We start from the raw sequence: 21,244 nt of genomic DNA on the forward strand, positions 1-21,244 counted from the left end.
CCGCACGCCCGCACGCCCGCACGCCCGCACGCCCGCACCCGGACAGCGTCGCGCACGGCAGCCCAGGCAGAGTGCCGAGACCAGTCGCGCCCGGGCTCTCCCGCGCGTTCCTCGTGCATGTGTCATGGCAGGCATGACCTTCTCTCCCCCACACACCGGGATACTCCCCCACGAACACCACAGAAAGGTGGCATTACGGTGCGCCGTAGGCCCGTTACGCAACAGAAGGGAGTTCGTGCCCGATACGTACCTGGCGTCCGTGACGGTCGCGCCAGGGCCCTGGGCAGGAGGCCGGAGCGGCGGCTGGTGCACCATGGTCGGCGACCGGGCCGACGGCGGCCGGTCAACGGGCCGGGAGGGTGGCGATGGGGCGAGATCGGGGCCGGGTCCTCGTCGTCGACGACGACGCGGCGATACGGCGTTCACTGGAGCGCGGTCTGCGACTGGGCGGGTTCACCGTGGATCTCGCCGACGGCGGCAGGCCCGCGCTGGAGGTGGTCCGGCGGACTCCGCCGGACGCGATCGTGCTGGACATCTCGATGCCGGACCTCAGCGGCATCGATGTCTGCAGGACACTGCGCGGCGAGGACAACGACGTACCCGTCCTGATGCTCTCCGCGCTCGACGAGACCGCGGACCGGATCGCGGGGCTGCAGGCGGGCGGCGACGACTACCTGGTGAAGCCGTTCGCCCTCCAGGAACTGGTGCTTCGCCTGGAGGCACTGCTGCGGCGCAGGCCGCCCAAGGACACCGACACCGTGCGGGTCGGCGGCCTGTCGCTGGATCCCGCGGCCCGGCGGGTCAGTCTCGACGGACGCCGACTCGACCTGACCCGGCGGGAGTTCGAGCTGTTGCATGTCCTCGCGCTCAACACCGGCATCGTGCTGGGCCGCGACCAGCTCCTCGACCGGGTCTGGGGCTACGACTTCGACGTGCGCACCGACGCGGTGGACACCTTCGTGAGCTATCTGCGGCGCAAACTGGAGACGGCGGGCCGCGCCCGGATCATCCACACCGTGCGAGGCGTGGGGTTCGTACTGCGCGACGACGGGCCGGAGGCAGGACGATGAGGCTGTCCACCCGCATCGCGCTGGCCGTCGGCCTGACCGTGCCGCTCCTGGTGCTGGCCACCGGCTGGCTGCTGCTGCGGCTGGTCGCGACGGACCTGCACCACCAGCAGGACACCCACCTGAGGCAGAGCGCGGCGGCCGTGGCGAAGGACGCCCGCGGACTGCTGCGCGCGAGCGCCGCCGACCGGTCGGCGGCGGTCGAACGGGCCCGTGAACGGCGGCTGTTCACCTCGGCCCTGGATGTCGGCGTCCGGCTGGTCGGCCCCGAGGAGACGTTCACCGGCGGCCCGCAGCCGGACCAGGCGGTACCGCTGCCCGCCGGCGCGCCGGCGCCGGTCACCCTGCGGGCCGGCGGGGACACCTGGCGGGTCCTGTCGACGCGGGTGTCCGTCGGCCGGGCCGGAGCGCGCGGAACCCTCTGGCTGTTCGCGCCCGACACCGCGAGTGACGCCCAACTCCGCCTGGTGCGCAGGCGCGTGGTGACCGTCGCACTGCTCGCCGCACCGTTGTCCGGACTGCTGGCCGGGGCGGTCGCCGGGCGGGCGAGCCGTCCGCTGCGGCGGCTGCGGGACGGCGCGAACGGCCTGGATCCGCGGACCAGCACGGCCCGCCTGGACCACACGCCGACGCGGATCGTGGAGGTCGACGACCTGGCGCACACCCTCCAGACGGTCCTCAGCCGCTACGACGAGCAGGCCGCACGCACGGCGGAGGCGCTGGCCACGGCGCGTTCATTCGCGTCGGCCGCCGCGCACGAACTGCGCACTCCGCTGATGAGCATGCAGACCAACCTGGAGATCCTGAGCGAGCACCCGCACCTCCCCGCGCCCGACCGCGGAGAGGTCCTCGACGACCTGCGTCGTGAACACGCCCGGCTGCTGGGGCTGTTGCTCATGCTGCGCGAGCTGGGCCGCGGGGACCTGGTCGAGGCGGACGCCTTCGGTCCGGTCGACCTCGCGGACGTCGTCGAGGCGAGCGCTCGGGAGCAGCGGCACCGCCACCCGCTCGCCCACCTCACCGGCGCCTGGCCGCCGGGGCTGCGCGTATACGGCTGGGAGCCGGGGCTGCGGACGGTGGTCGACAACCTCCTCGCCAACGCGCTGGTGCACGGCAGCGTTGACGGGCGGCCCGCGCGGGTAGACGTGATGCTGCGCGCTAGCGGCGGCGACGCCGTTCTCGTCGTCACCGACCAGGGTCCGGGCATCGCGCCCGCGCGCCGGACCGAGGTCTTCGAACGGTTCAAGCGCCGCCCGGACAGCCCCGGTTCGGGCCTCGGCCTGACGCTCGTGGCCCAGCAGATCGACCTGCACCGGGGCGGTGTACGGATCGTCGAGCCGCCCGCCGGCGCCGGTACCCGGATCGAGGTGGTGCTCCCGCTCCTCGACGGCACGGCGGAGACGGAGGCGACGCTCCCCCTCCAGCGGAACTGGATGATCACGACCGCCGGTGGCCGGCCACAAGAATTCCACAAAGAGGACTCCTAGCGTGCCCGGGGAACAGGCAACCGCCCCGGAAGGAAGAGGAGTTCAGCATGCCGAAGACGCCGAGGATGCCGACGGCATCGAGGACCAGGACGACCGTCGTCTCGCTGATGGCCGTCGGAGCGCTGCTCGGCGCGGCCGGCGCCGCGTCGGCCGACGACTCGGGGAAGAAGCCGTCGAGCGCGCCGACCGGTGACGGCGCCCATGCGCTCTGCAAGCGGGCACCGAAGATCGACAAGCGGATCGGCCGGATCCTCGACCGGCTGAACGGGGCCGTCACGGAGCGCGGCTCGGTCGCCCGGCTGGAGAAGCGCGTCGCCAACGCGAAGTCCGCGGGGCACACGGAGATCGAGAAGTACCTCGACAAGCGGCTCACGCACCGCCGCTCGCTCGTGCCGACCCTGGAGAGCCGTCAGAAGGATCTGGCGTCCGTGGTGAAGTGGTGCAAGGCCAACAAGAACGGGGCCGGCGCCTGATGCGCGCCCGGCACCTCGCCCTGGCCGTGGCCACCGCGGCGCTGCTGCTGACCGGGTGCGGCGGCCACACGGACACCTCGGACAGCCCTTCGCCCGCTTCCTCCCCCACGGACCTCGCGCACCTGCGGAAGCTGGTCGACGGCGCGGAGTCGGCGGCGAGTTCCGCGGAGTCGGACATGGCCAAGGACTGACGGGACCGGGAGTCGGGACCGCCGCCCGAACCCGCGTACACGGCTGCCGCGCCCCTTGCTCAGTGACCCTGGGTGAGGGGCGCGGTGCGTGGGGGCGTACGGCTGTCGACGCGCCCCGCTCTGGACGAGGTCCTACATTGGAAGAATCGGTGCTCGGTGGACCGATGAGCACACGGTTCGCGACATGACCTCCTCCGGTGAGAATCAGCCGCCGAATCCCTCCCCCGACGCGGAGGTGCGCAGCCGGACCCACAGCAGAGGTGATTCCGGTGACTGGTGAGGCACCGCTGATCGTCGTCGACGGCGCGGGTGTCGTCGTCAGGTGGAGCCCGCGGGCGCAGGAACTCTGGCGGCGTCCGGCGTCCGAGGCCGTGGGAAGGACAGCCCTGGACATGGTCACGCCCGATGGCGAGGATCCCGACGACCCGGCGGAGCCGGGTCCGGGGCCGTCCGGTGTCCGGGACCACGAGGGCAACCCCGTCGACCTGCGCGTCCGGCCGGTGCCGCTGCCCGACGGAGGCGCGGCCTGGGGGATCTTCGAAGCGTCCGCCGACACCCCGGCCACCGGACCGCGGGGAGAGACGCCCGACACCAGGAACGCCGTGTTCGACGCCCTGCGCGCCAACACCTTGGAGGCGTTCTTCGTCCTCGACGCGGACCTGCGCGTCCTCAACCTCAACAACCCGGCCGTCGTACTGTGCGGCATCACGGCGGACGAGGCCCGCGGCAGGCCGGTCGGCGAGGTGTGCCGGCCCTCGCGTCCGCAGGAGTTCGACGGCATCCTGCGGGAGGTCGTCGCCTCCGACACGCCCGTCACGGGCTACGTCGTACGCCTCGATCCCACGGACGGTACGGGCCCGGAACGGTTCGTGCGGGCCTCCGCCTTCCCGCTCAAGCACGGGCGCGGAGCGGTCGTCTCCCTGACCGAGATCACCGAGCACATGCGCACCGAGCGGCGGATCGAGACGCTCGCCTCGGTGCGGGAGCGGGTCGGGCGGAGCCTCGACGTCGTCGCCACCTGCGAGGAGCTGGTGGACGCCCTGGTGCCGGGGTTCGCCGACATCGCGGTGGTCGAGGTGGTCGACGCGGTGGTGCGGGGCGAGGATCCCCCGCTCAGTCCGCTGGGCCGCGAGGTCCCGCTGCGCCGGGCCGCGTTCCGCAACGCCGGCCCCGACCAGGCGGCTCAGGCCCATCCCCTGGGTGACGTCCGTGCGCTGCCGTCGCCGACTCCGTACTCACAGGCGCTGAGCGATCTCAAACCGCGGGCCGTCGCCCTCGACGAGGACACCCCCTGGCTCGTCGCCGATCCGGAACGGGCCCGTGCCATCCGCGCCTCCGGGGCCCGCACGCTGCTCACCGCACCACTCGCCGTGCGCGGCGCCGTCCTCGGGCTGCTGAGCCTGTACCGGGTACGGCCGAGCGACGCCTTCGACGCGAACGACGTGGCCCTCACGCACGAGCTGGCCACCCACACGGCGCTCAGTCTCGACAACGCGCGCCGCTACACGCACGAGCACACCATCGCGGCGGCGCTGCAACGCCATCTGCTGCCCCCGGACCCGCCCTCGCAGACGGCCATGGAGTTCGCGCAACTGCACCTGCCGGCCGACGCGGGCGCGGGCACCTGGTTCGACGCGTTCAGCCTCCCCGGCGCGCGTACCGCGCTGGCCGTGGGCGAGGTCGCCGGGAACGGCATCGACGCCGCGACCACCATGGGTCAGCTGCGCACGGTCGTCCGCTCGCTCGCCGCGCTCGACCTGGGCCCCGACGAACTGCTCGCCCGCCTGAACGACACCGTCGTACGTCTCGCCTACGAACGGCAGGCACTGCCTTCCGGTGATCCGCTGCACCAGGAGCCGCTCAGGGCCAGCTGCGTGTACGTGGTGCACGATCCTCTGCGCGGGGTGTGCGCCATGGCCTCCGCCGGGCACCCCGCGCCGGTCGTCGCGCATCCCAGCGGAGTGATCCACGTTCCGGAACTTCCGACGGGCCCGCTGCTCGGCAGCCGGGACGGGCCACCCTTCGCAACGGCGTCCGTGCCGATGCGGGACGGCAGCGTTCTCGCCCTGTGGACGCCGTCCTTCCCGGCCTCCGACCACCCGGGCGGACGCCCGTCGAAGCTGCTGCGCGAGGCGCTGACCCGGCTGGACCGGCCCCTGCCCGAGCTGCGCGACGACATCCTCTACCGGCTGCGCGGCACTCCGGGCACGCACGACGTGCTGCTCCTGCTCGCCCGCACCCGTGCGTTCCCCCCGGATCAGGTGGCGACCTGGCCGCTGGATCCCGTACCGGCGGCGGCCGCGACGGCACGGCACCACACCCAGCACCGGCTCAGGCTGTGGCAGGTGAGCGAGGAGACCGCGTTCGCGACCGAACTGATCGTCAGCGAGCTGGTGACCAACGCGGTGCGCTACGGAGCGCCGCCCATCCAGCTCCGGCTCATCAAGGACTCGACGCTCACCTGCGAGGTCAGCGACGCGGGCGGTGCGGCCCCCCGGATCCGGCACGCCCGCACGGTCGACGAGGGCGGGCGCGGTCTGTTCATCTGCCAGGAGATGAGCCACAACTGGGGCATCCGCTACTCGGGGAACGGCAAGACGATCTGGACGGAACAGACGCTCCCCTAGGCCTCTCCGGCCGGCGCGCCCTCGCCCGCGGAGGACGCGCGGCTCACTCCCGGGCGGCCCCCGCGGGCACGCCGTCGTTCGCGCAGTCGACGTCGGCCCAGACCGTGTGCCCCTCGCCGGTCGGGACGTCGCCCCAGCTCTCGGCGAGGGTGTCCACGATCAGCAGTCCTCGGCCTCCGTCGGCCAGGGAGAACGACGGATGCCGCCAGGTGGCGCGCACGAGACCGGCGTTCAGTCCGGTGCCGGCGTCGGCGACCTCGATGTGCACGAGGAGTCCCTCGGCCGTGCGGCTCCGGGTGAAGACCACCCGGACCGGTGGCGTGCCGTGGCCGAGGGCGTTGGCGAGCAGCTCACCGGTGACGAGAAGGATGTCCTCGGCGGCCGTGCGACCCAGACCCCATTCGGTCAGCTTGCGGCGGAGAGCGCCACGCTGCCCGCGCAGAACGGCCGGTCCCGCCGACGGAACCACACATTGCATATACGTAGATTTCATGATGTTTCATCCCTTACGTTCCCTCAAGGGAGATCCGTAGCCGCGGCGCCCGTGGATGGGCCGGAACCGGCGCGGCCACCGAACGTGACGGTGCTCGGGCGGCTCGGGCGGTTCTTCACAGCTGTCCTGCGAGGTCCCGCGCGACTTCGCGTGCGGCGCGTGCTCCGGACGCGAGAGCGCCCTGCACCGAGCCCGTCGTCCGATGGTCCCCGCACACGTAGCGGCCCGCGGACACCCGGGCGGTGCGGGTGAGCGGCTGGGGCGGGGGCATCGCGGGCAGGGCATCGGGAATCGTCCGGACGGTCAGCAGTTCCCAGCCGGCGGTGTCCGTGCCGTACGCCTCGGCGAGCGCGTCGCGCAGCCACACCTCCTGGCCCTCCTGGTCCGGGCCGAGGACCGAGGTGGCGATCAGCGACATCCCGGGGGGCGCGTAGCCGGGAACCACCTCACTGAGGACACAGGTGTTGAGGAAGCGCCGACGGGTGTCCGTCATCAGCGTGGCCTCGGCCAGCGGCGTGCGGGGCGCGGCGTGGTAGTACGTCGTCACGACACGGTAGGCCGGGAGGTCCAGGCCGGGCAGCAGACGGCCGGCGGGACCCGGCCCCGTCGCCACCACCACGGCGCGCGCGGCGAGTTCGGAGCCGGCGTCCAGTTCCACTCCGTCGTCGGTGAGGCGCGCGACCGGCGTGTCGAGGCGCACGGTGTCCGGGGGGAGCGCGTCGGCCAGAAGGCGCGGCACCGCCCCGATGCCCGCGTCCGGCAGGCACAGAGTGCCGCGGAGCATGCTGCGCCAGACGAGGTGGAACACCCTGCCGGAGGTCTCCAGTTGGTCCTCCAGGAAGACTCCGGACAGGAAGGGCCTGAAGAACCGTTCGACGAACTCCTCGGAGAATCCCGCCGACGCCAGCGCGGTGCGGGTGGTGCGGTCCTCGCCGCGCTTCAGGGAGCGCACGGGGGCGAGCATGTCCCGGCCGGACAGGACCGCCAACGCGATCAGGTCGCGGGTTCCCGCGAGCCGCCCCGGGCGCAGGTCGCCCAGCTGCCTGGGGCCGCGGGTCGGGTCGCTGAAGCGCAGCGGCCCGTCCGGGGTGTGGACCAGGACGCCGGGCGTGAAGGGCCGCAGGCGCAGGTCGCGCAGCGGGAACCGGCGCCGGACCTGCGGATAGGACGTGTTGAAGACCTGGAAGCCCCGGTCGATGACGAATCCCTCGTGCGGGTCGGAACGCATCCGGCCGCCGACCCCGTCCGACGCCTCCAGCACCCGGACGTCGAAGCCGTTCCCGGCGAGATCGCGGGCGCACGCCAGACCGGCGAGTCCGCCGCCGACGACCAGGACATCGGGCACACCGCGCTTCGCGGTCATGGACATCATCCTCCGAGCAGCCGGTCCGTCCGCGCGTCGGTGGGCGCGGTGTGGTCCGGGCGCGCTCCGGCGTCCGTACGGCGACGGCCGCGCCCTCCTCGACCGATCTTCCCGTCGGGTCCGCCGGGCGGATGCGGGGCCACGCCGGGGCGGCCGTAACCGCCCCGGACGAGGAGGACGCCGGTGTCGCCCGTTCCGGGGGCGGCACCGGCGCTCACGTCCGGGTCAGTGGCCGGATCCGTAGTGGCCGCCGAGCTGGTCGCGGTAGTGCGGATCACCGAGGTGCTTCTCCTTGTCGAACTCCGGTGCCGACTTGATCTCGTCCTTGGTCCGCGCGACCTGGATGGTCCTGTCCTCGTGGCTGATCGACGTGATCGTCCCGGCGGGCAGCAGGACCTCCTTGCCGAAGATCCAGACGCCGGTGTCGACGACGATGTACTGAGAACCGACCTCGTCGGAGTGCTTGTCGACCTTCCCGATGTGGCCGTCCGTGGCCTCCACCTTGTAGCCGGTGAGGTCCGCGTCAGGCGTGTGACCGGCGGTCGGGCCGTAACCCCAAAGGTTCTCGTTCACGAAGAATTCCTCCAACTCCTGTGCGGGTACGCGCCTCGGTCTCGTGCGGTGCGCGCCCCGGTGACCGGAGTCCGGTCACCCTTTCTCAGCGTGTCGTCCCGCTGGAGAGGACCGGGTGTCCCGTTCCTGAAGGCCGACACCCCTTGTCCGGCGATTTCTCCATTGCGCCACACCGAGGGCGGCCGGCTCGCCGCGGACACGCGTGTTCGCGGGTTTCGCGGGCATCCGGATGCCCTTGGGCCATGAGCCTCCCGGAGGAGAGCTGTCATGTATCTGGCACGTATGCACGGTGGTGGGGCAGCTGACGGGCAGGCGTGGCTGTGGGCTCTGGGAGCTCTCGCGCTCTACTGCCTGATCAGCTACGGACTTCAGTACCGGACACGGGCCCGGCGCGGCTCGCGGCGTCCCGCCCGGGACGCCCTGCACGACCTCAAGGACCGCGAGGAGCCGCAGTCCCCCGGGCAGCACTTCGCCAGCCGCATGATCATGCTGGGCGGCGCCCTCCTGGTCGGGCTGGTCGCCTTCCTGACCTCCGGGGGTCTGCGCGTAGGCGCCGTGGCGGTCACCGCGGTGGTGGCCGTGACGGCCTGGGCCTACTACGACCACCGCGCGGAGTCCCGTTCGCTGGAGCACGGCTGACGTGACCGGCCGCCTCCGCGCCCGCCCTCGCTCGGGGCGTGGGAGGCGGAGGCACGGGCGGGGGGCCGACGATTGCGGCCCCGCCTCGCGGTCCAGGGGGGCGGGACGGCGGGCGGGGCCGAGCGCTCGGGGGTGCCGGGGGGGGAGGCATCCACGAGCTGACCTTCTTGTGCCCTCCCCCTCCCGATTCATGCACACGAATCCCGGGGTCCGTTCGAAGCGTCCGTCGACAGGGGGCCCGACCGGCCGGAACGCCACACTCTGGCCGGATTCGCCGCAGCCGCAGAGCCTTCGGCGAGCCCCGCACGACCGGGCCCGGCACACGGTATCCGCCAATAGCGACGGCTCGGCCGGACCGGCGGGCGCTCGACGGCCTCCCCCGCGTGCCGGTTCCCCGTCGCCCGGTCACCGCAGGGGAGTCCACGAAAACGACAGCCCCCCACGACGCCTCCACATCAAGCACACCAGTCGTCCACTTCCGGCCGCCCGTCACCCCCCGTGCCCGATCGGGGGCAGACGGTGCGTTCGACGCCTGCCTAGCCTCCGGGGCCATGCGATCAACACAGCTGAGACGTCTCGGTCTCGCCTCCGCCCTCGCCCTTGTCGTCGCCCTGTTCGGCCTGGCTCCCACCGCGAGCGCGGCCGACCCGACCCCGGCCGACCTGACGTTCACCAGCGACAGCGCCACGACCACCCCCGGCGGCACGGTGAACCTCTCGATGACGATCACCAACCACCGGACGTACGACGTCTGGTTCGTCTACCAGACGATCGAACCGACCTGGCTGACCACCCAGCGCCCCGACCTGAAGTACTCCTTCAGCGGCTGCAACCTGGCGACGGCCACCGGCAGCGTCCCGTGTTCGGGCACCGGGCCCACGAACCTCGGCCCGAACTACGGGTCCACCATCCCGCCCGGGCAGAGCCGTACCGTCACACTGACCCTTCAGGTCGCCGCCGACTCCGGCTGCAACGGGAACATCGGCTTCTACTCGTACTACTACGCCGAGTTCAGCGACAGCACGAGCACCAGCGGCGGGCCGGCGTACACGCCCGAGACCCGCGTGCTCTGCGCCTGATCCCTCACCCTCAGGGGCGGCCGGTCCGCGCGAGCCGCGCGGACCGGCCGCCCCTCGGCGTCGGTTCACCCGCGGGAGCGGGTGAGGGGGACGGTGACCTAAAACCGATCACTCGCCCTGATGACCGCGGTGGTCTGGACCACTGGCGCCACGCACGGGCGGACTCCGGTGTTCCAGATCCGCCACTCCTCAAGGCGGGTCCAGCGCAGGCGCCCCCGCGGGCTCGTCGCCGCGTGCGCCCCCGCGGTCAATGCATCCTCAACTGGCCTTCTCGTGGCGTCTGTTGGATACCTGCTCTTTTCCGTCATGTTTCGCAGCAGGCGCACGAAAGCTACACAGAGACCTCACTATGTGACGCGACGAGAGCGTTGACGACCGTCATCTGAGGGGGGCGACGGCGTCACGCCAGGGGGTGGTCCGCTCCATGGGAGCCGTACTCACCCCTGCCCGGGGAGGGGACTTCACCGCATGAAGCGGACCATTCGCACGACCGCGCTCACGGTCGGCGCGCTCATTGCCTCGCTCGGCTTACCCGCCGGCACGGCACACGCCGATCCGGTCGCGCCCCGCATCGATCTGCGGGTGCTGATCGTGAGCGACGGCGGACCCGCGACCGACGCCATCGCCGCCGAACTGGACGCCGCCGGAACGCCGTACACCGAGGTCGACCTGGCACAGCCGGGCCGGCCGGTGATCGACGCCGGGTTCCTCGCGGACACGGTCGACGGCATCCCGCGTGCCCGGTTCCAGGCGGTCGTGCTGCCCAACGACAACCCGTTCGCGGCGAACTCCGCCGAGATGGCGGCCCTCGCGGCGTACGAGCAGGCGTACGCCGTCCCGCAGGTCGACGCCTACACCTACGCCCGTCCCGAGGCCGGGCTCCAGTACCCGGTCACCGGTGGCTACTCGGGCAGCCTCGACGGGGTACGGGCCCAGGTCACGCCGGCCGGCAGGGCCGGGCCCTTCGGCTATCTGGACGGGGCGGTGCCGTTCGAGGACAACTCGCCCGACGTGGGCGAGAGTTACGCCTACCTGTCGACGCCGGAGGCGGGGGCCGACTTCACCCCGTACGTCGACGCGCCGATCCCCGGAGGGTCCTCGCGCGGCTCCCTCGTGGGCGAGTACCGGCACGACGGACGCCGCGAGCTGGTCGTCACGTTCGTGTACAACCAGTACCAGCAGCAGTTCCGGCTGCTGGCGCGCGGCATCGTGGAGTGGATGACCCAGGGCGTGCACCTCGGCGCCTCGCGCAACTACTTCGCCGTGCACGTCGACGACGTCCTCGCCGGTGACGACCGCTGGGACACGACGCTGAACTGCACTCCGGGCGACATCGACTGCCCGCGGGGCGAGGGCGTCGCCCACCCGATCCGGATGACGCCGGCGGACGTCGACCACGCCGTCGACTGGCAGAACAGACAGAACTTCACCCTCGACCTCGCGTACAACGGCGCGGGCAGCGTCGACCAGCGCGAGGACAACGACGGCGCCGACCCGCTCGCCGACAAGCTCGTCGCCGACCGCGACCGGTTCCGCTGGATCAACCACACCTTCACGCACGCGTTCCTCGGCTGCGAACAGGACGTCGGTGTGCTGCCCTGGAAATGCGCCACCAACACCGACGGCAGCACCAAGTGGGTCTCACGCACCGCCATCTCCGACGAGATCGCCGCCAACCGTGCCTGGGGACAGACGGCCGGACTGCCGCTGGAAAGCCAGGAGTTGATCACCGGTGAGCACTCCGGTCTGAAGCTGTCTCCGCAGCAGCCCGTCGACAACCCCAACCTGGGGCCGGCGCTCGCCGACAACGGCGTCACCTGGCTCGGCTCCGACAACTCCCGTGAGACCGGCCAGCGTCAGGTCGGCCCCGCCACCACCGTCCCCCGCTACCCGATGAACGTCTTCTACAACGCGGGCAGGGCGGCCGAGCAGGTCGACGAGTACAACTGGATCTACACCGGCCGCGCCCAGGGTGGCAGCGGCATCTGCGAGGACCACCCGGACACCTCGACCTGCCTGACCGCGCCGCTGAGCACCAGCACGGGCTACGCGGGCCACATCGTGCCGCTGGAGACCCGCATCGACCTCGGGCACGTGCTCTCCGACGACCCGAAGCCGCACTTCATCCACCAGTCGAACCTCGCCGAGGAGCGCATCGCCTACCCGGTCCTCGACGGGGTCCTCGACGGCTACAAGGACCTGTTCGCGGACGACACCCCGGTGGTGAACCTGCGGATGAAGGACATCGGCGTCGAGCTGCGCCGCCGCGCCGCGTGGAAGGCCGCCGTCGGCTCCGGCCAGGTCGCCGCCTACCGCGTCGGCGACAGCGTCACCGTGCGGGCACCTGACGGTGTCGCGATCACCGCCACCATGCCCACCGGCACCACCTCGGGCACCGCGGGCTTCGGCACCGCGTACGCGGGCGCCGCCTCGGGATGGACGGCCTCGGCCGGCTCACCCGTCACGCTCGGCCTGCCGTCGGGCACGCCCGCCCCGACCGCGGCAGTCCACGCGAAGCGGCAGCACGCGACCAGCGGCGCGCCGCGCACCCGCGTACCGGCGGGCGTCACCGAACAGGTCCCCCTCGCCCCGGACAACTGAGCGACGCACCGACCGGAGGTCCCGGCCGCACCCTGGGCGGCCGGGACGGGCACCACCACCCCACACCTCGGCCGTGGAGCACACCGATGCACGTTCCCCGCGGCGCGCGAGATCCCAACGCAACGCGCGTCACCCTGCTCACCGAAGGCACCTACCCGCACAGTCACGGCGGCGTCAGCGTCTGGTGCGACCAGCTCGTCGGCGGGATGCCCGACATCGACTTCGACGTCGTCGCCGTGACCGGCACCGGCCGCGAGCCGATCGTGTGGGACATCCCCGCGCACGTCGCGGACGTCGTGGCGGTCCCCATGTGGGGGCCCGCACCCGACGGCCGGCCGCCCCGCGGCCGCCGACGCAACCAACTCGTCGCCGCCTACGAACAGTTCCTGACCTCTCTGCTCGACCCGTGCGCGGAGGAACGGTTCCCCGCGGCGCTGTACGCGATGGCACGGGCCGCGGCGGACGGGATGCTGAGCCCCTTCCTGCGCGGCGACCACGCGATCCGCGTGCTGACCGGGGTGTGGAACCGGCCGGGCCTCGCCGTCCGGGAGGCCCGGCCGACCCTGCACGACGCCCTGACCGCGACCGCCCTGCTGGAACACGCGCTCCGCCCGCTGGCCGCGCCGCTGCCCGAGCGCGGAGTGGCCCACGCGGTGAGTGGCGGCGTCGCCGCGCTGCCGGGCCTCGCCGCCCTCGAACGGCACGGCGTCCCCCTCCTGTTGACCGAGCACGGCGTCTACCTGCGGGAGCGTTATCTCGGCTACCGCACCCGGCCGTACCGCTGGCCGGTGAAGGCCGTCGTCCTCGGCTTCTTCCGGCTGCTCGCGGAGGAGACGTACCGGCGCGCCGCGCTGATCACCCCCGGCAACCGGTACAACCGGCTGTGGGAGGAGCAGGGCGGTGCCGCGCCCGAGGCGATCCGCACGGTGTACAACGGCGTGGACCCTGCGGCCTTCCCGCCGGCCGGTCCCGAGCCGCAGCCCCCGACCCTCAGCTGGGCCGGCCGGGTCGACCCGATCAAGGACCTGGAGACGCTGATCCGCGCGTTCGCCCTCGTCCGTGAGCAACTCCCGGACGCACGGCTGCGGTTGTTCGGCGGCACACCAGGAGGCGGTGAGGCGTACCGGGAACGGTGCGAGGCGCTGGCCGCCGAACTGGGACACGCGGACGCCGTCACCTTCGAGGGCCGGGTCGACGACATCAAGGACGCCTATGCCGCGGGCAACGTCGTGATGCTCTCCAGCATCAGCGAGGGCTTCCCGTTCACCCTGATCGAGGCCATGTCGTGCGGGCGGGCGACGGTGTCCACGGACGTGGGCGGGGTGCGCGAGGCGGTCGGCGACAGCGGGCTCGTCGTACCGCCGCGGGATCCGGGCGCCATGGCGGCCGCCGCGCTGGAACTGCTCGGCGACCCCGCACGCCGGCACTCGATGGGTGAGGCGGCCCGGCTGCGGGTCATCGAGCAGTTCACGCTGCGCCAGACCGTCGACACCTTCCGGTCCATCTATATGGAGCTGTCGGCACTCGGCCGGTACGTCCCAGGTGTCGCCGAGACGGCCGAAGCCCCGCTCGCCGCGGCGGTCCCCACGAGACCGAGGAGCCTGGCCGGATGAGCGGACCGATGGCCCTCGAACCCGGCAGCGTGCAGGGCACCCTGTCCTTACGGATCGCCGGTGACCGCCCCTCCCCGCGCGCGCCCGGCGAGGGCGGCAGCCGGAACGCGGTCGACCTGCTCGCGGCCGAACTGGCCGACGGCATCGGGCCGGCCGTCCACCCGTACGAGGTGGCCGCTCTGCTGGAGTCGGAGGGGCTGACCGCCGAGGTCATCCAGGAGCGGTACGGACACCCGAACCTCTTCTCCCTCGCCTCCGCCCTCTACGAGCGAGTGCCCCGCACGTTCCCGGAGCCGCCCGGGACCGCCGACCCGTGGCGACCCGATCATGTGCGCTGCGCGCTGCGCGGGGCCCTGTTCGCCCTGCCGGGCCTCGCCTATCTCCTCACGGGACGGCTGTGGCACGCCGGCCGTGACCTCGACGTCCTGGTGCTGGCCGGCCTGGTCTCCTGGGCCTGGGGCCAGGCACTGGGGCACCGCGCCTACCTGCGGATGACCACGGGGCGCCGTGAGGCGGGCCGCACGCTCCTCAAGGGAGCGCCGCTCGGCGCGCTCGCCGCGACCGCGGCCGGATCGCTGATCGCCGGATCCGGCACGGCGGTCGCGGTGGCGGCGGCGCAGTCCGTGTATCTCGCGGCGGCCGGGGCGCTGCTGGTGCTGGGCGGGGAGCGGCTGCTGCTGGCCGCGCTGACCCCGCTCGTCGCCGGCGCCCTCGCCCTGCCCTGGTGGGAACCGGGAGACGCGTTGCGGCTGACGCTGCCGCTGCTGTCCGTGCTCGGCGCGGTCGCGGCGGCGGGCTGGGCCCTGCGGGCCGTGCTCACCACCGCCCCGGCCCCCGGCGGCGCCCGCCCCGCACTCCTGCGCTCCGTGCCGTACGGCCTGTTCGGGCTCTCGGCCGGGGTCCTGGTCCTGCTGGAGGGGCGGCAGCATCCGTACGCCGTGATCGTGCTGACGGTCAGCATGGGACCGGCGGAGTGGCTGCTGTACCGGTACCGCGGGATGTCGGTCGCGGCCTTGCGGGCGACCGCGACCCCGGCCGCCTTCCTGCTGCGCTCGACGGGCATCCTCGGGCTCTGCCTGCTCCTCTACGTCCTGCCCCTGCTGCCCGCCGCCCTGCTGACGGGCGCGGAACCGGCCGCACTGCTGCTGCTCGCCGCCACCCTCTGGACCGCACTGCTGCTCCAGGCCTTCGGGGTGGCCTGGCCACCGGCCGCGGTCTGTCTCGCGGCGGCCGGCGGGGCCGCCGCGGCGGGGGTGCTCCGCTCCCCGCCCACCGGCCTCGCGCTCTCCCTGATCTGCGGCGCCGCCGCCCTGTGTCTGACGGCCTGTGCCGTGCGGCTGCTGGGGCGGCCCGCCCCGCACGCCTGACCAGCGGCCCGCGGGACGCCCGGACCACCGCGTGCGCGGGACCGTCACCCAGCACCGGGAACACCTCCGTAACACCGAGCAACCGACCGGAAGGAAACACGAGTTGACCTCCGCACCGCTCGCCGCCGTCACCGGAGCCGAGGGATTCATCGGCTCCCACCTCACCGAGGCACTGGTCGCCTCCGGGCACCGGGTGAGGGCGATGGCCCAGTACAACTCCTTCTCCTCGTACGGCTGGCTGGAGACCCTGAGCCCCGACGTCCTGGAGCACGTCGAGATCGTCCTCGGCGACGTCCGTGACCCGGGCTCGGTCCGCGGGCTCGCCGAAGGCGCGGACTGCGTCTACCACCTGGCCGCGCTGATCGCGATCCCGTACTCCTACCGGGCGCCGCACAGTTACGTGGACACCAACGTGACCGGCACCCTCAACGTCCTGGAGGCCGTGCGCGCACTCGGCACGCCCCGGCTGGTGCACACCTCCACCAGCGAGACCTACGGCACGGCGCAGACCGTGCCGATCACCGAGGACCACCCCATCAACACCCAGTCCCCGTACGCCGCTTCGAAGGCCGGTGGGGACCGGCTCGCGGACAGCTACCACGCGAGCTTCGGCACACCGGTGGTCACACTGCGGCCGTTCAACACCTTCGGTCCGCGTCAGTCGATGCGCGCGGTCATCCCGACCGTCATCGGCCAGGTGGCGGCGGGCGAACACACCATCACCCTCGGCGACCTGCGGCCCACCCGCGACTTCACGTTCGTGCGGGACACCGCGCAGGCGTTCCTCGCGGTGGGCACCGCGCCCGCCGAGCGGGTCGTGGGCCGCACCTTCAACGCCGGTACGGGCGGGGAGATCTCGGTCGGCGACCTGGTCGCCCTGATCGGCAAGGTGATGGACACCGCCCTCGACGTGCGCGAGGACGCACAACGCGTCCGGCCGGCCAACTCCGAGGTGATGCGCCTGGTCGCCGACGCGACCCGGCTCACCGGGGCGACCGGCTGGAGCCCCGCCCACCAGCTCGACCAAGGGCTCGCGCACACCGTGGAGTTCTTCCGCGACCCCGCGAACCTCGCCCGCTACAAGACCGGCATCTACAACATCTGACCCGTCCGGCACGACCACGAAGGAGGAGCCCCATGCACGCAGTGATTCTCGCGGGAGGCAAGGGCGTCCGGCTGCGGCCCTACACGACCGCACTGCCCAAGCCGCTCGTGCCCATCGGCGACCAGCACGCGATCCTGGAGATCGTGCTCCGCCAGCTCGCCACGGCCGGGTTCACCGGCTGCACCATAGCGATAGGTCATCTCGGCGAGATCATCCGCGCCTATGTCGGCGACGGCTCCCAGTGGGGCCTGGCCGTCGACTACGCCACGGAGGAGAGTCCCCTCGGCACCATGGGGCCGCTGCTCACCATGCGGGAACGACTCCCGGAGTCGTTCCTCGTGATGAACGGCGACGTGCTGACCGACCTCGACTTCGCCGACGTCCTTGTCCGGCACCGGAGTTCGGGGGCGCCGCTGACCATCGCGACGTACGAGCGCAAGGTGCACATCGACTTCGGTGTGCTGACCACCGCCGACAGCAAGGTGGTGGCCTTCACGGAGAAGCCGAGCATGGACTACCGCGTCTCGATGGGTGTGTACGGTCTGTCCCGGTCCACGCTCGACGGATACACGCCGGGACTGCCCCTGGGCTTCGACGAGTTGGTCCTCGACCTGCTGCGGAGCCGGAACGAGCCGCACGCCTACGAATTCGACGGGTACTGGCTCGACATCGGCCGCCCGGACGACTACGACCGGGCGAACGCCGAGTTCACCACCCGCAAGTCGCTGCTGCTCAAGGGGGCCTGACCGCCGTATGCGCATTCTCGTCCTGGGCCTCACCGGCTATCTGGGCGGCCATGTCGTCGAGCACCTGCGCGCCCTGCCGGGCGTGCGGGTGTTCGGCGCCGGCCGCTCGCCCGGCGCGGAGTTCGGCGTCGACCTCGCCACCGACGGCCGGGATCGGCTGGCGACGACGCTGGCCGAGGCCGCGCCCGATGCCGTGATCAACTGCGCCGGGGCCACCGGCGGTGACGCCGTGACCCTCGCCGAGGTCAACTCCCGTGGCCCCGCCGTACTCTGCGCGGCGCTGCGCGAGGCGGCGCCGGCCGCACGGCTCGTGCATCTGGGCTCGGCCGCCGAGTACGGCCCCGGCGTCCGTGGCACGGCCGTCACCGAGTCGGCGGCCACCCACCCCATCACCCCCTACGGAGCCACCAAACTCGCCGGGACGGTCACCGTCAGCATGTCCGGGCTGGACGCGGTCGTGCTGCGGGTGGGCAACCCGGTGGGACCCGGCGCGCCGTCGGCCGGCCTTCCGGGCAGGATCGCCGGTCTGCTGCGCGCGGCCGGTCCGGACCCGGACGCGGTGATCCGGCTGGGCGACCTGTCGGCGTACCGCGACTTCGTGGACGTACGGGATGTGGCGCGGGCGGCGGTGGCCGCGGCCAAGGCGCCGGGGCCGCTGCCCCGGATCCTCAACATCGGTGCGGGCAGGGCCGTTCCGGTGCGGGACCTGGTGGGCGGGCTGGCCCGCGCGTCCGGGTTCCGGGGGCGGATCGAGGAGAACGGCGGCGGGTCCGAACGCTCGGGCGCGGTGTCGTGGCAGTGCTCCGACATCACGGCCGCCGGTGAATCGCTCGGCTGGCGACCCGCGTTGGCCCTCGACGACTCGCTGACCGAGCTCTGGGCAGCCGTGTCTGAGGCCGCTCGGGCCGAGCGGCTGAAAGGCGACCGGGTGCGATGAGCCTGCTGATCCCGCTGTACGTGCACCCGAGTGAGGACCCGGGTGCCTGGCATCGTCTGATCACGTCGGCCGACCGTACGTACGGTGTCGTCATCAACCCGGCGGACGGGCCGGGCGCGGGCCCTGACCCGGCGTTCACGGCGGCGACCGGCGCGCTGCGCGCGGCGGGCGCCCGGCTGCTCGGGTATGTCGACACGGACTACGGCGCGCGCGATCCGGACGAGGTGGTGGACGAGGTCCTGCGGCACCGCGACTGGTACGGCACCCAGGGCTGTTTCCTCGACCGGGCGGCCTCGGCCTCCGAAGCGTTGCCCGTCTTCAAGAGGCTGGTGCGGAGCATCCGCCGGCTGGGCGCGGCGCCCGTGGTGCTGAACCCGGGCGTCCATCCCGCCCCGGGGTACGCGCGCCTGGCGGACCTGCTCGTCACCTTCGAGGGCCACTGGTCCACGTACGTCGCGGCGTTCAGCAGACCGGAGTGGACCGCCCGTCATCCGCCCGAGCGGTTCTGCCATCTCGTCTACGGCGTCCCGGAAGCGCTGGTCCCGCTCGCCGTACGCACCGCCCGCGACCGCGGAGCAGCGGTGACCGGCCCGGTCACCGGCGAACTCCCCAACCCGTGGACCCGATTGACCCCGGCACTGAGCACGACGGAGTCCTGAGGGACCCGACGGCCGGCGCCGCACCCGCGCCGCACCCGGTGACGGGCGCTCTCCCGGAGCGGACCGGGTCCCGCATCCCCCTCCTTCATCGAACCGCCTCCTTTCCCGCACTTTGATGGCATGTCTCGGTCAAATCTGCCACGCTTCCGGGAGCCGTCGTCCTGACCCCAGGGCGGCGGGACGGACATCTCACCAAGCGATCGCGCGTACCCGCGCGCGGCCCGCGGCCGTCCACCCGGCGCACCCCAGTCGTCGCGGACGGCCACCGAGCAGGCCGGAATCCGGCCGCCTCAAAGGAGTTTCGTGTGAGACCAACCCCCCGCAAGGCCATCGCGGCACGCGTCCTCGCCGTCGCCGCCCTGGCCGCCGTCTGCCTCCCCAGCACCCCCGTGGCGGCCGCGCCGCACGCGGCCCCGGCGGCGGCAGCCGCCTGCACCCCGGCCCAGGTCGTCACCAACGGCGGCTTCGAGAGCGGAACTTCGCCCTGGACGCAGTCGTCGACGAGCGTGATCACCAGCCGCTCGGGGCAGACCGCCCACGGCGGCAGCAGCTTCGCCTGGCTGGACGGTGTCGGCAGCACCCACACGGACACGCTCTCGCAGAGCGTGACCATCCCGGCCGGGTGCAGCAGCGCCAGCCTAACCTTCTGGTTGCACATCGACACGGCCGAGACGACCGCGTCGACCGCGTACGACAAGCTCACCGCCAAGATCGGCAGTACCACCCTGGCGACGTACTCGAACCTCAACAAGGCCTCGGGGTACGCCCAGAAGTCGTTCGACGTGTCGGCGTTCGCCGGCCAGACCGTGACCGTCGCGTTCACGGGCACCGAGGACTCCAGCCTTCAGACCAGCTTCGTCCTCGACGACATCGCCCTGAACACCTCGGGTGACACCACCCCGCCCGCCGACTCCGCGCGCACCCCCGCGGCCCCCGCCTACACGGTCAGTCTGAGCAGCAACACCAGCGGCACCGTCTGGACCGGTCATGAGAGCGCGACCTTCACCAACGCCTCGTCCACCGCGCTCAGCGAGGTGTACCTGAGGCTGTGGGACAACTACCACGGCACGTGCACCGCGCCGCCGATCACCGTCAGCAACGTCACCGGTGGCACCGCGGGAGCCCTCTCGGTCGCCTGCACGGCCCTCAAGATCACGCTGGCGTCTCCCCTGGCCCAGGGCCAGAGCACGTCGATCGGCTTCGACCTCGGCATCACCGTGCCGAGCGGCGCCGACCGCTTCGGCTACGACGGGGCGTTCAGCTTCATCGGCAACGCCCTGCCGGTGCTCGCGGTGAAGGACGGCGCGGGCTGGCACCTCGACCCGTACACGAACAACGGCGAGTCCTTCTACTCACTGGCGGCCGACTTCAAGGTCACCCTGGACCACCCGACGAGCCTGCTCGTCCCGGCGACGGGCACCTCCGTCGACACCCCCGGCTCCAGCGGACGCACCGTCACCACGGCCACCGCGTCCAAGGTGCGTGACTTCGCCTGGGCGGCGGGACCGTTCACCAAGATCTCGGGCACCTCCCCCGCAGGCACGGCCATCAACGTCTACTCCGTCTCGGGCATCAGCTCCGCCAACGCCCAGTCGATGCTCACCACCGCCAAGTCCGCGGTGGACGCGCACGCGGCGCGCTTCGGGGCCTACCCGTACGGCGAGCTGGACGCCGTGATCGACAACAACTTCTGGTTCGGGGGCATGGAGTACCCCGGGTTCGTCCTCGACCTGGTGAGCACCACGGCGCTGACGCACGAGATCGGTCACCAGTGGTTCTACGGGATCGTCGGCGACGACGAGTACAACAGCCCCTGGCTGGACGAGGCGTTCACGGACTACGCCACCGACCTGGCGCAGAACAAGACCGGCGCCAGTTGCTGGAACAGCGTCTCGTGGGCCTCGTCCGCGGAGAAGATCACGAACTCGATGGCGTACTGGGACGCTCACTCGTCCCGCTACTCCACCGTCATCTACGGCTACGGGAAGTGCGCCCTGCACGACCTGCGGCGTCTCCTCGGTGACACCGCCATGGCCAAACTCCTGAAGGACTACGCCACTTCACACTGGTACGGCGTCTCGACGACGGCCGAGTTCAAGGCTGCCGCGCAGGCCGCCACGACCACGGACCTGACGTCCTTCTGGACGACCCACCGCATCGAGGGCTGACCCTCGCGCCGATCCGTCGCGGTGGCTCCCCCGGGTGTCGCCGCGGCGGGACGGCA

The 21,244-nt window shown here is 72.4% G+C and carries 19 protein-coding genes; 15 read left to right on the top strand and 4 right to left on the bottom strand.

Annotated elements, in window-relative coordinates; genetic code table 11:
• Window positions 1–365: 365 nt before the first annotated feature.
• The 5 genes from ACIRQH_RS04590 (at window position 366) to ACIRQH_RS04610 (ending at window position 5,845) form a co-directional block, all read left to right on the top strand.
• Window positions 366–1,070: a response regulator transcription factor gene (locus tag ACIRQH_RS04590; protein WP_358815985.1), complete on the top strand. Its 705-nt coding sequence runs from the start codon at window positions 366–368 to the stop codon at window positions 1,068–1,070.
• Window positions 1,067–2,554, top strand: coding sequence for a sensor histidine kinase (locus ACIRQH_RS04595; RefSeq protein WP_388931484.1), 1,488 nt, complete (start codon window positions 1,067–1,069; stop codon window positions 2,552–2,554). The genes ACIRQH_RS04590 and ACIRQH_RS04595 overlap by 4 nt, the downstream gene beginning before the upstream one ends.
• 47 nt (window positions 2,555–2,601) lie before the next feature.
• The gene (locus tag ACIRQH_RS04600) at window positions 2,602–3,027 is read left to right on the top strand and encodes a hypothetical protein (protein ID WP_404224198.1); all 426 of its coding nucleotides are present in this window, start codon (window positions 2,602–2,604) and stop codon (window positions 3,025–3,027) included.
• Complete coding sequence (locus tag ACIRQH_RS04605) at window positions 3,027–3,218, top strand: hypothetical protein (RefSeq protein WP_388882502.1); 192 nt, start codon at window positions 3,027–3,029, stop codon at window positions 3,216–3,218. The genes ACIRQH_RS04600 and ACIRQH_RS04605 overlap by 1 nt, the downstream gene beginning before the upstream one ends.
• Before the next feature lie 269 nt (window positions 3,219–3,487).
• On the top strand, window positions 3,488–5,845 hold the full coding sequence (locus ACIRQH_RS04610; protein ID WP_404224200.1) for a SpoIIE family protein phosphatase: 2,358 nt from the start codon (window positions 3,488–3,490) through the stop codon (window positions 5,843–5,845).
• 43 nt (window positions 5,846–5,888) lie between these two features.
• Here the strand turns inward: ACIRQH_RS04610 and ACIRQH_RS04615 are convergent, their stop codons facing one another.
• From ACIRQH_RS04615 to ACIRQH_RS04630, 4 genes are all read right to left on the bottom strand, one after another.
• The gene (locus ACIRQH_RS04615) at window positions 5,889–6,338 is read right to left on the bottom strand and encodes an ATP-binding protein (RefSeq protein WP_404224202.1); all 450 of its coding nucleotides are present in this window, start codon (window positions 6,336–6,338) and stop codon (window positions 5,889–5,891) included.
• A gap of 115 nt (window positions 6,339–6,453) precedes the next feature.
• Window positions 6,454–7,701, bottom strand: a complete 1,248-nt coding sequence (locus ACIRQH_RS04620) for an NAD(P)/FAD-dependent oxidoreductase (protein ID WP_404224204.1) — start codon at window positions 7,699–7,701, stop codon at window positions 6,454–6,456.
• Window positions 7,702–7,706: 5 nt separating this feature from the next.
• Window positions 7,707–7,919 carry a hypothetical protein gene (locus ACIRQH_RS04625; RefSeq protein ID WP_358815978.1) on the bottom strand — a complete coding sequence of 71 codons (213 nt, stop codon included), beginning with the start codon at window positions 7,917–7,919 and terminating at the stop codon, window positions 7,707–7,709.
• Between the two features lie 7 nt (window positions 7,920–7,926).
• On the bottom strand, window positions 7,927–8,274 hold the full coding sequence (locus tag ACIRQH_RS04630) for a PRC domain containing protein (RefSeq protein ID WP_081221959.1): 348 nt from the start codon (window positions 8,272–8,274) through the stop codon (window positions 7,927–7,929).
• A gap of 267 nt (window positions 8,275–8,541) precedes the next feature.
• On the opposite strand from ACIRQH_RS04630, the gene ACIRQH_RS04635 reads away from it, so the two are divergent.
• The 10 genes from ACIRQH_RS04635 (at window position 8,542) to ACIRQH_RS04680 (ending at window position 21,188) form a co-directional block, all read left to right on the top strand.
• A complete protein-coding gene (locus tag ACIRQH_RS04635; RefSeq protein WP_388882515.1) occupies window positions 8,542–8,913 on the top strand; it encodes a hypothetical protein in 372 nt (123 codons plus the stop codon).
• Between the two features lie 551 nt (window positions 8,914–9,464).
• Window positions 9,465–9,992: a hypothetical protein gene (locus ACIRQH_RS04640; protein ID WP_358815975.1), complete on the top strand. Its 528-nt coding sequence runs from the start codon at window positions 9,465–9,467 to the stop codon at window positions 9,990–9,992.
• A 468-nt stretch (window positions 9,993–10,460) separates the two neighbouring features.
• A complete protein-coding gene (locus ACIRQH_RS04645) occupies window positions 10,461–12,593 on the top strand; it encodes a hypothetical protein (protein ID WP_404224207.1) in 2,133 nt (710 codons plus the stop codon).
• An 86-nt stretch (window positions 12,594–12,679) separates the two neighbouring features.
• Window positions 12,680–14,206: a GT4 family glycosyltransferase PelF gene (pelF, locus tag ACIRQH_RS04650; RefSeq protein WP_404224209.1), complete on the top strand. Its 1,527-nt coding sequence runs from the start codon at window positions 12,680–12,682 to the stop codon at window positions 14,204–14,206.
• Window positions 14,203–15,573: a hypothetical protein gene (locus ACIRQH_RS04655; RefSeq protein ID WP_404224211.1), complete on the top strand. Its 1,371-nt coding sequence runs from the start codon at window positions 14,203–14,205 to the stop codon at window positions 15,571–15,573. The genes pelF and ACIRQH_RS04655 overlap by 4 nt, the downstream gene beginning before the upstream one ends.
• A gap of 103 nt (window positions 15,574–15,676) precedes the next feature.
• Window positions 15,677–16,678, top strand: a complete 1,002-nt coding sequence (locus ACIRQH_RS04660) for a GDP-mannose 4,6-dehydratase (protein ID WP_388877139.1) — start codon at window positions 15,677–15,679, stop codon at window positions 16,676–16,678.
• 32 nt (window positions 16,679–16,710) lie between these two features.
• A complete protein-coding gene (locus ACIRQH_RS04665; protein WP_358815970.1) occupies window positions 16,711–17,424 on the top strand; it encodes a sugar phosphate nucleotidyltransferase in 714 nt (237 codons plus the stop codon).
• Between the two features lie 7 nt (window positions 17,425–17,431).
• The gene (locus ACIRQH_RS04670) at window positions 17,432–18,361 is read left to right on the top strand and encodes an NAD-dependent epimerase/dehydratase family protein (RefSeq protein ID WP_404224213.1); all 930 of its coding nucleotides are present in this window, start codon (window positions 17,432–17,434) and stop codon (window positions 18,359–18,361) included.
• Window positions 18,358–19,020 (top strand): spherulation-specific family 4 protein, encoded by a 663-nt coding sequence (locus ACIRQH_RS04675; RefSeq protein WP_388877133.1) that lies wholly within the window; start codon window positions 18,358–18,360, stop codon window positions 19,018–19,020. Before ACIRQH_RS04670 ends, ACIRQH_RS04675 begins: the two co-directional genes overlap by 4 nt.
• A 305-nt stretch (window positions 19,021–19,325) precedes the next feature.
• Window positions 19,326–21,188: a M1 family aminopeptidase gene (locus tag ACIRQH_RS04680; protein ID WP_388877130.1), complete on the top strand. Its 1,863-nt coding sequence runs from the start codon at window positions 19,326–19,328 to the stop codon at window positions 21,186–21,188.
• The last annotated feature ends 56 nt before the right edge of the window (window positions 21,189–21,244 follow it).

The organism is Streptomyces sp. NPDC102279 (genome assembly GCF_044766365.1).
Taxonomy (GTDB): Bacteria; Actinomycetota; Actinomycetes; order Streptomycetales; family Streptomycetaceae; genus Streptomyces.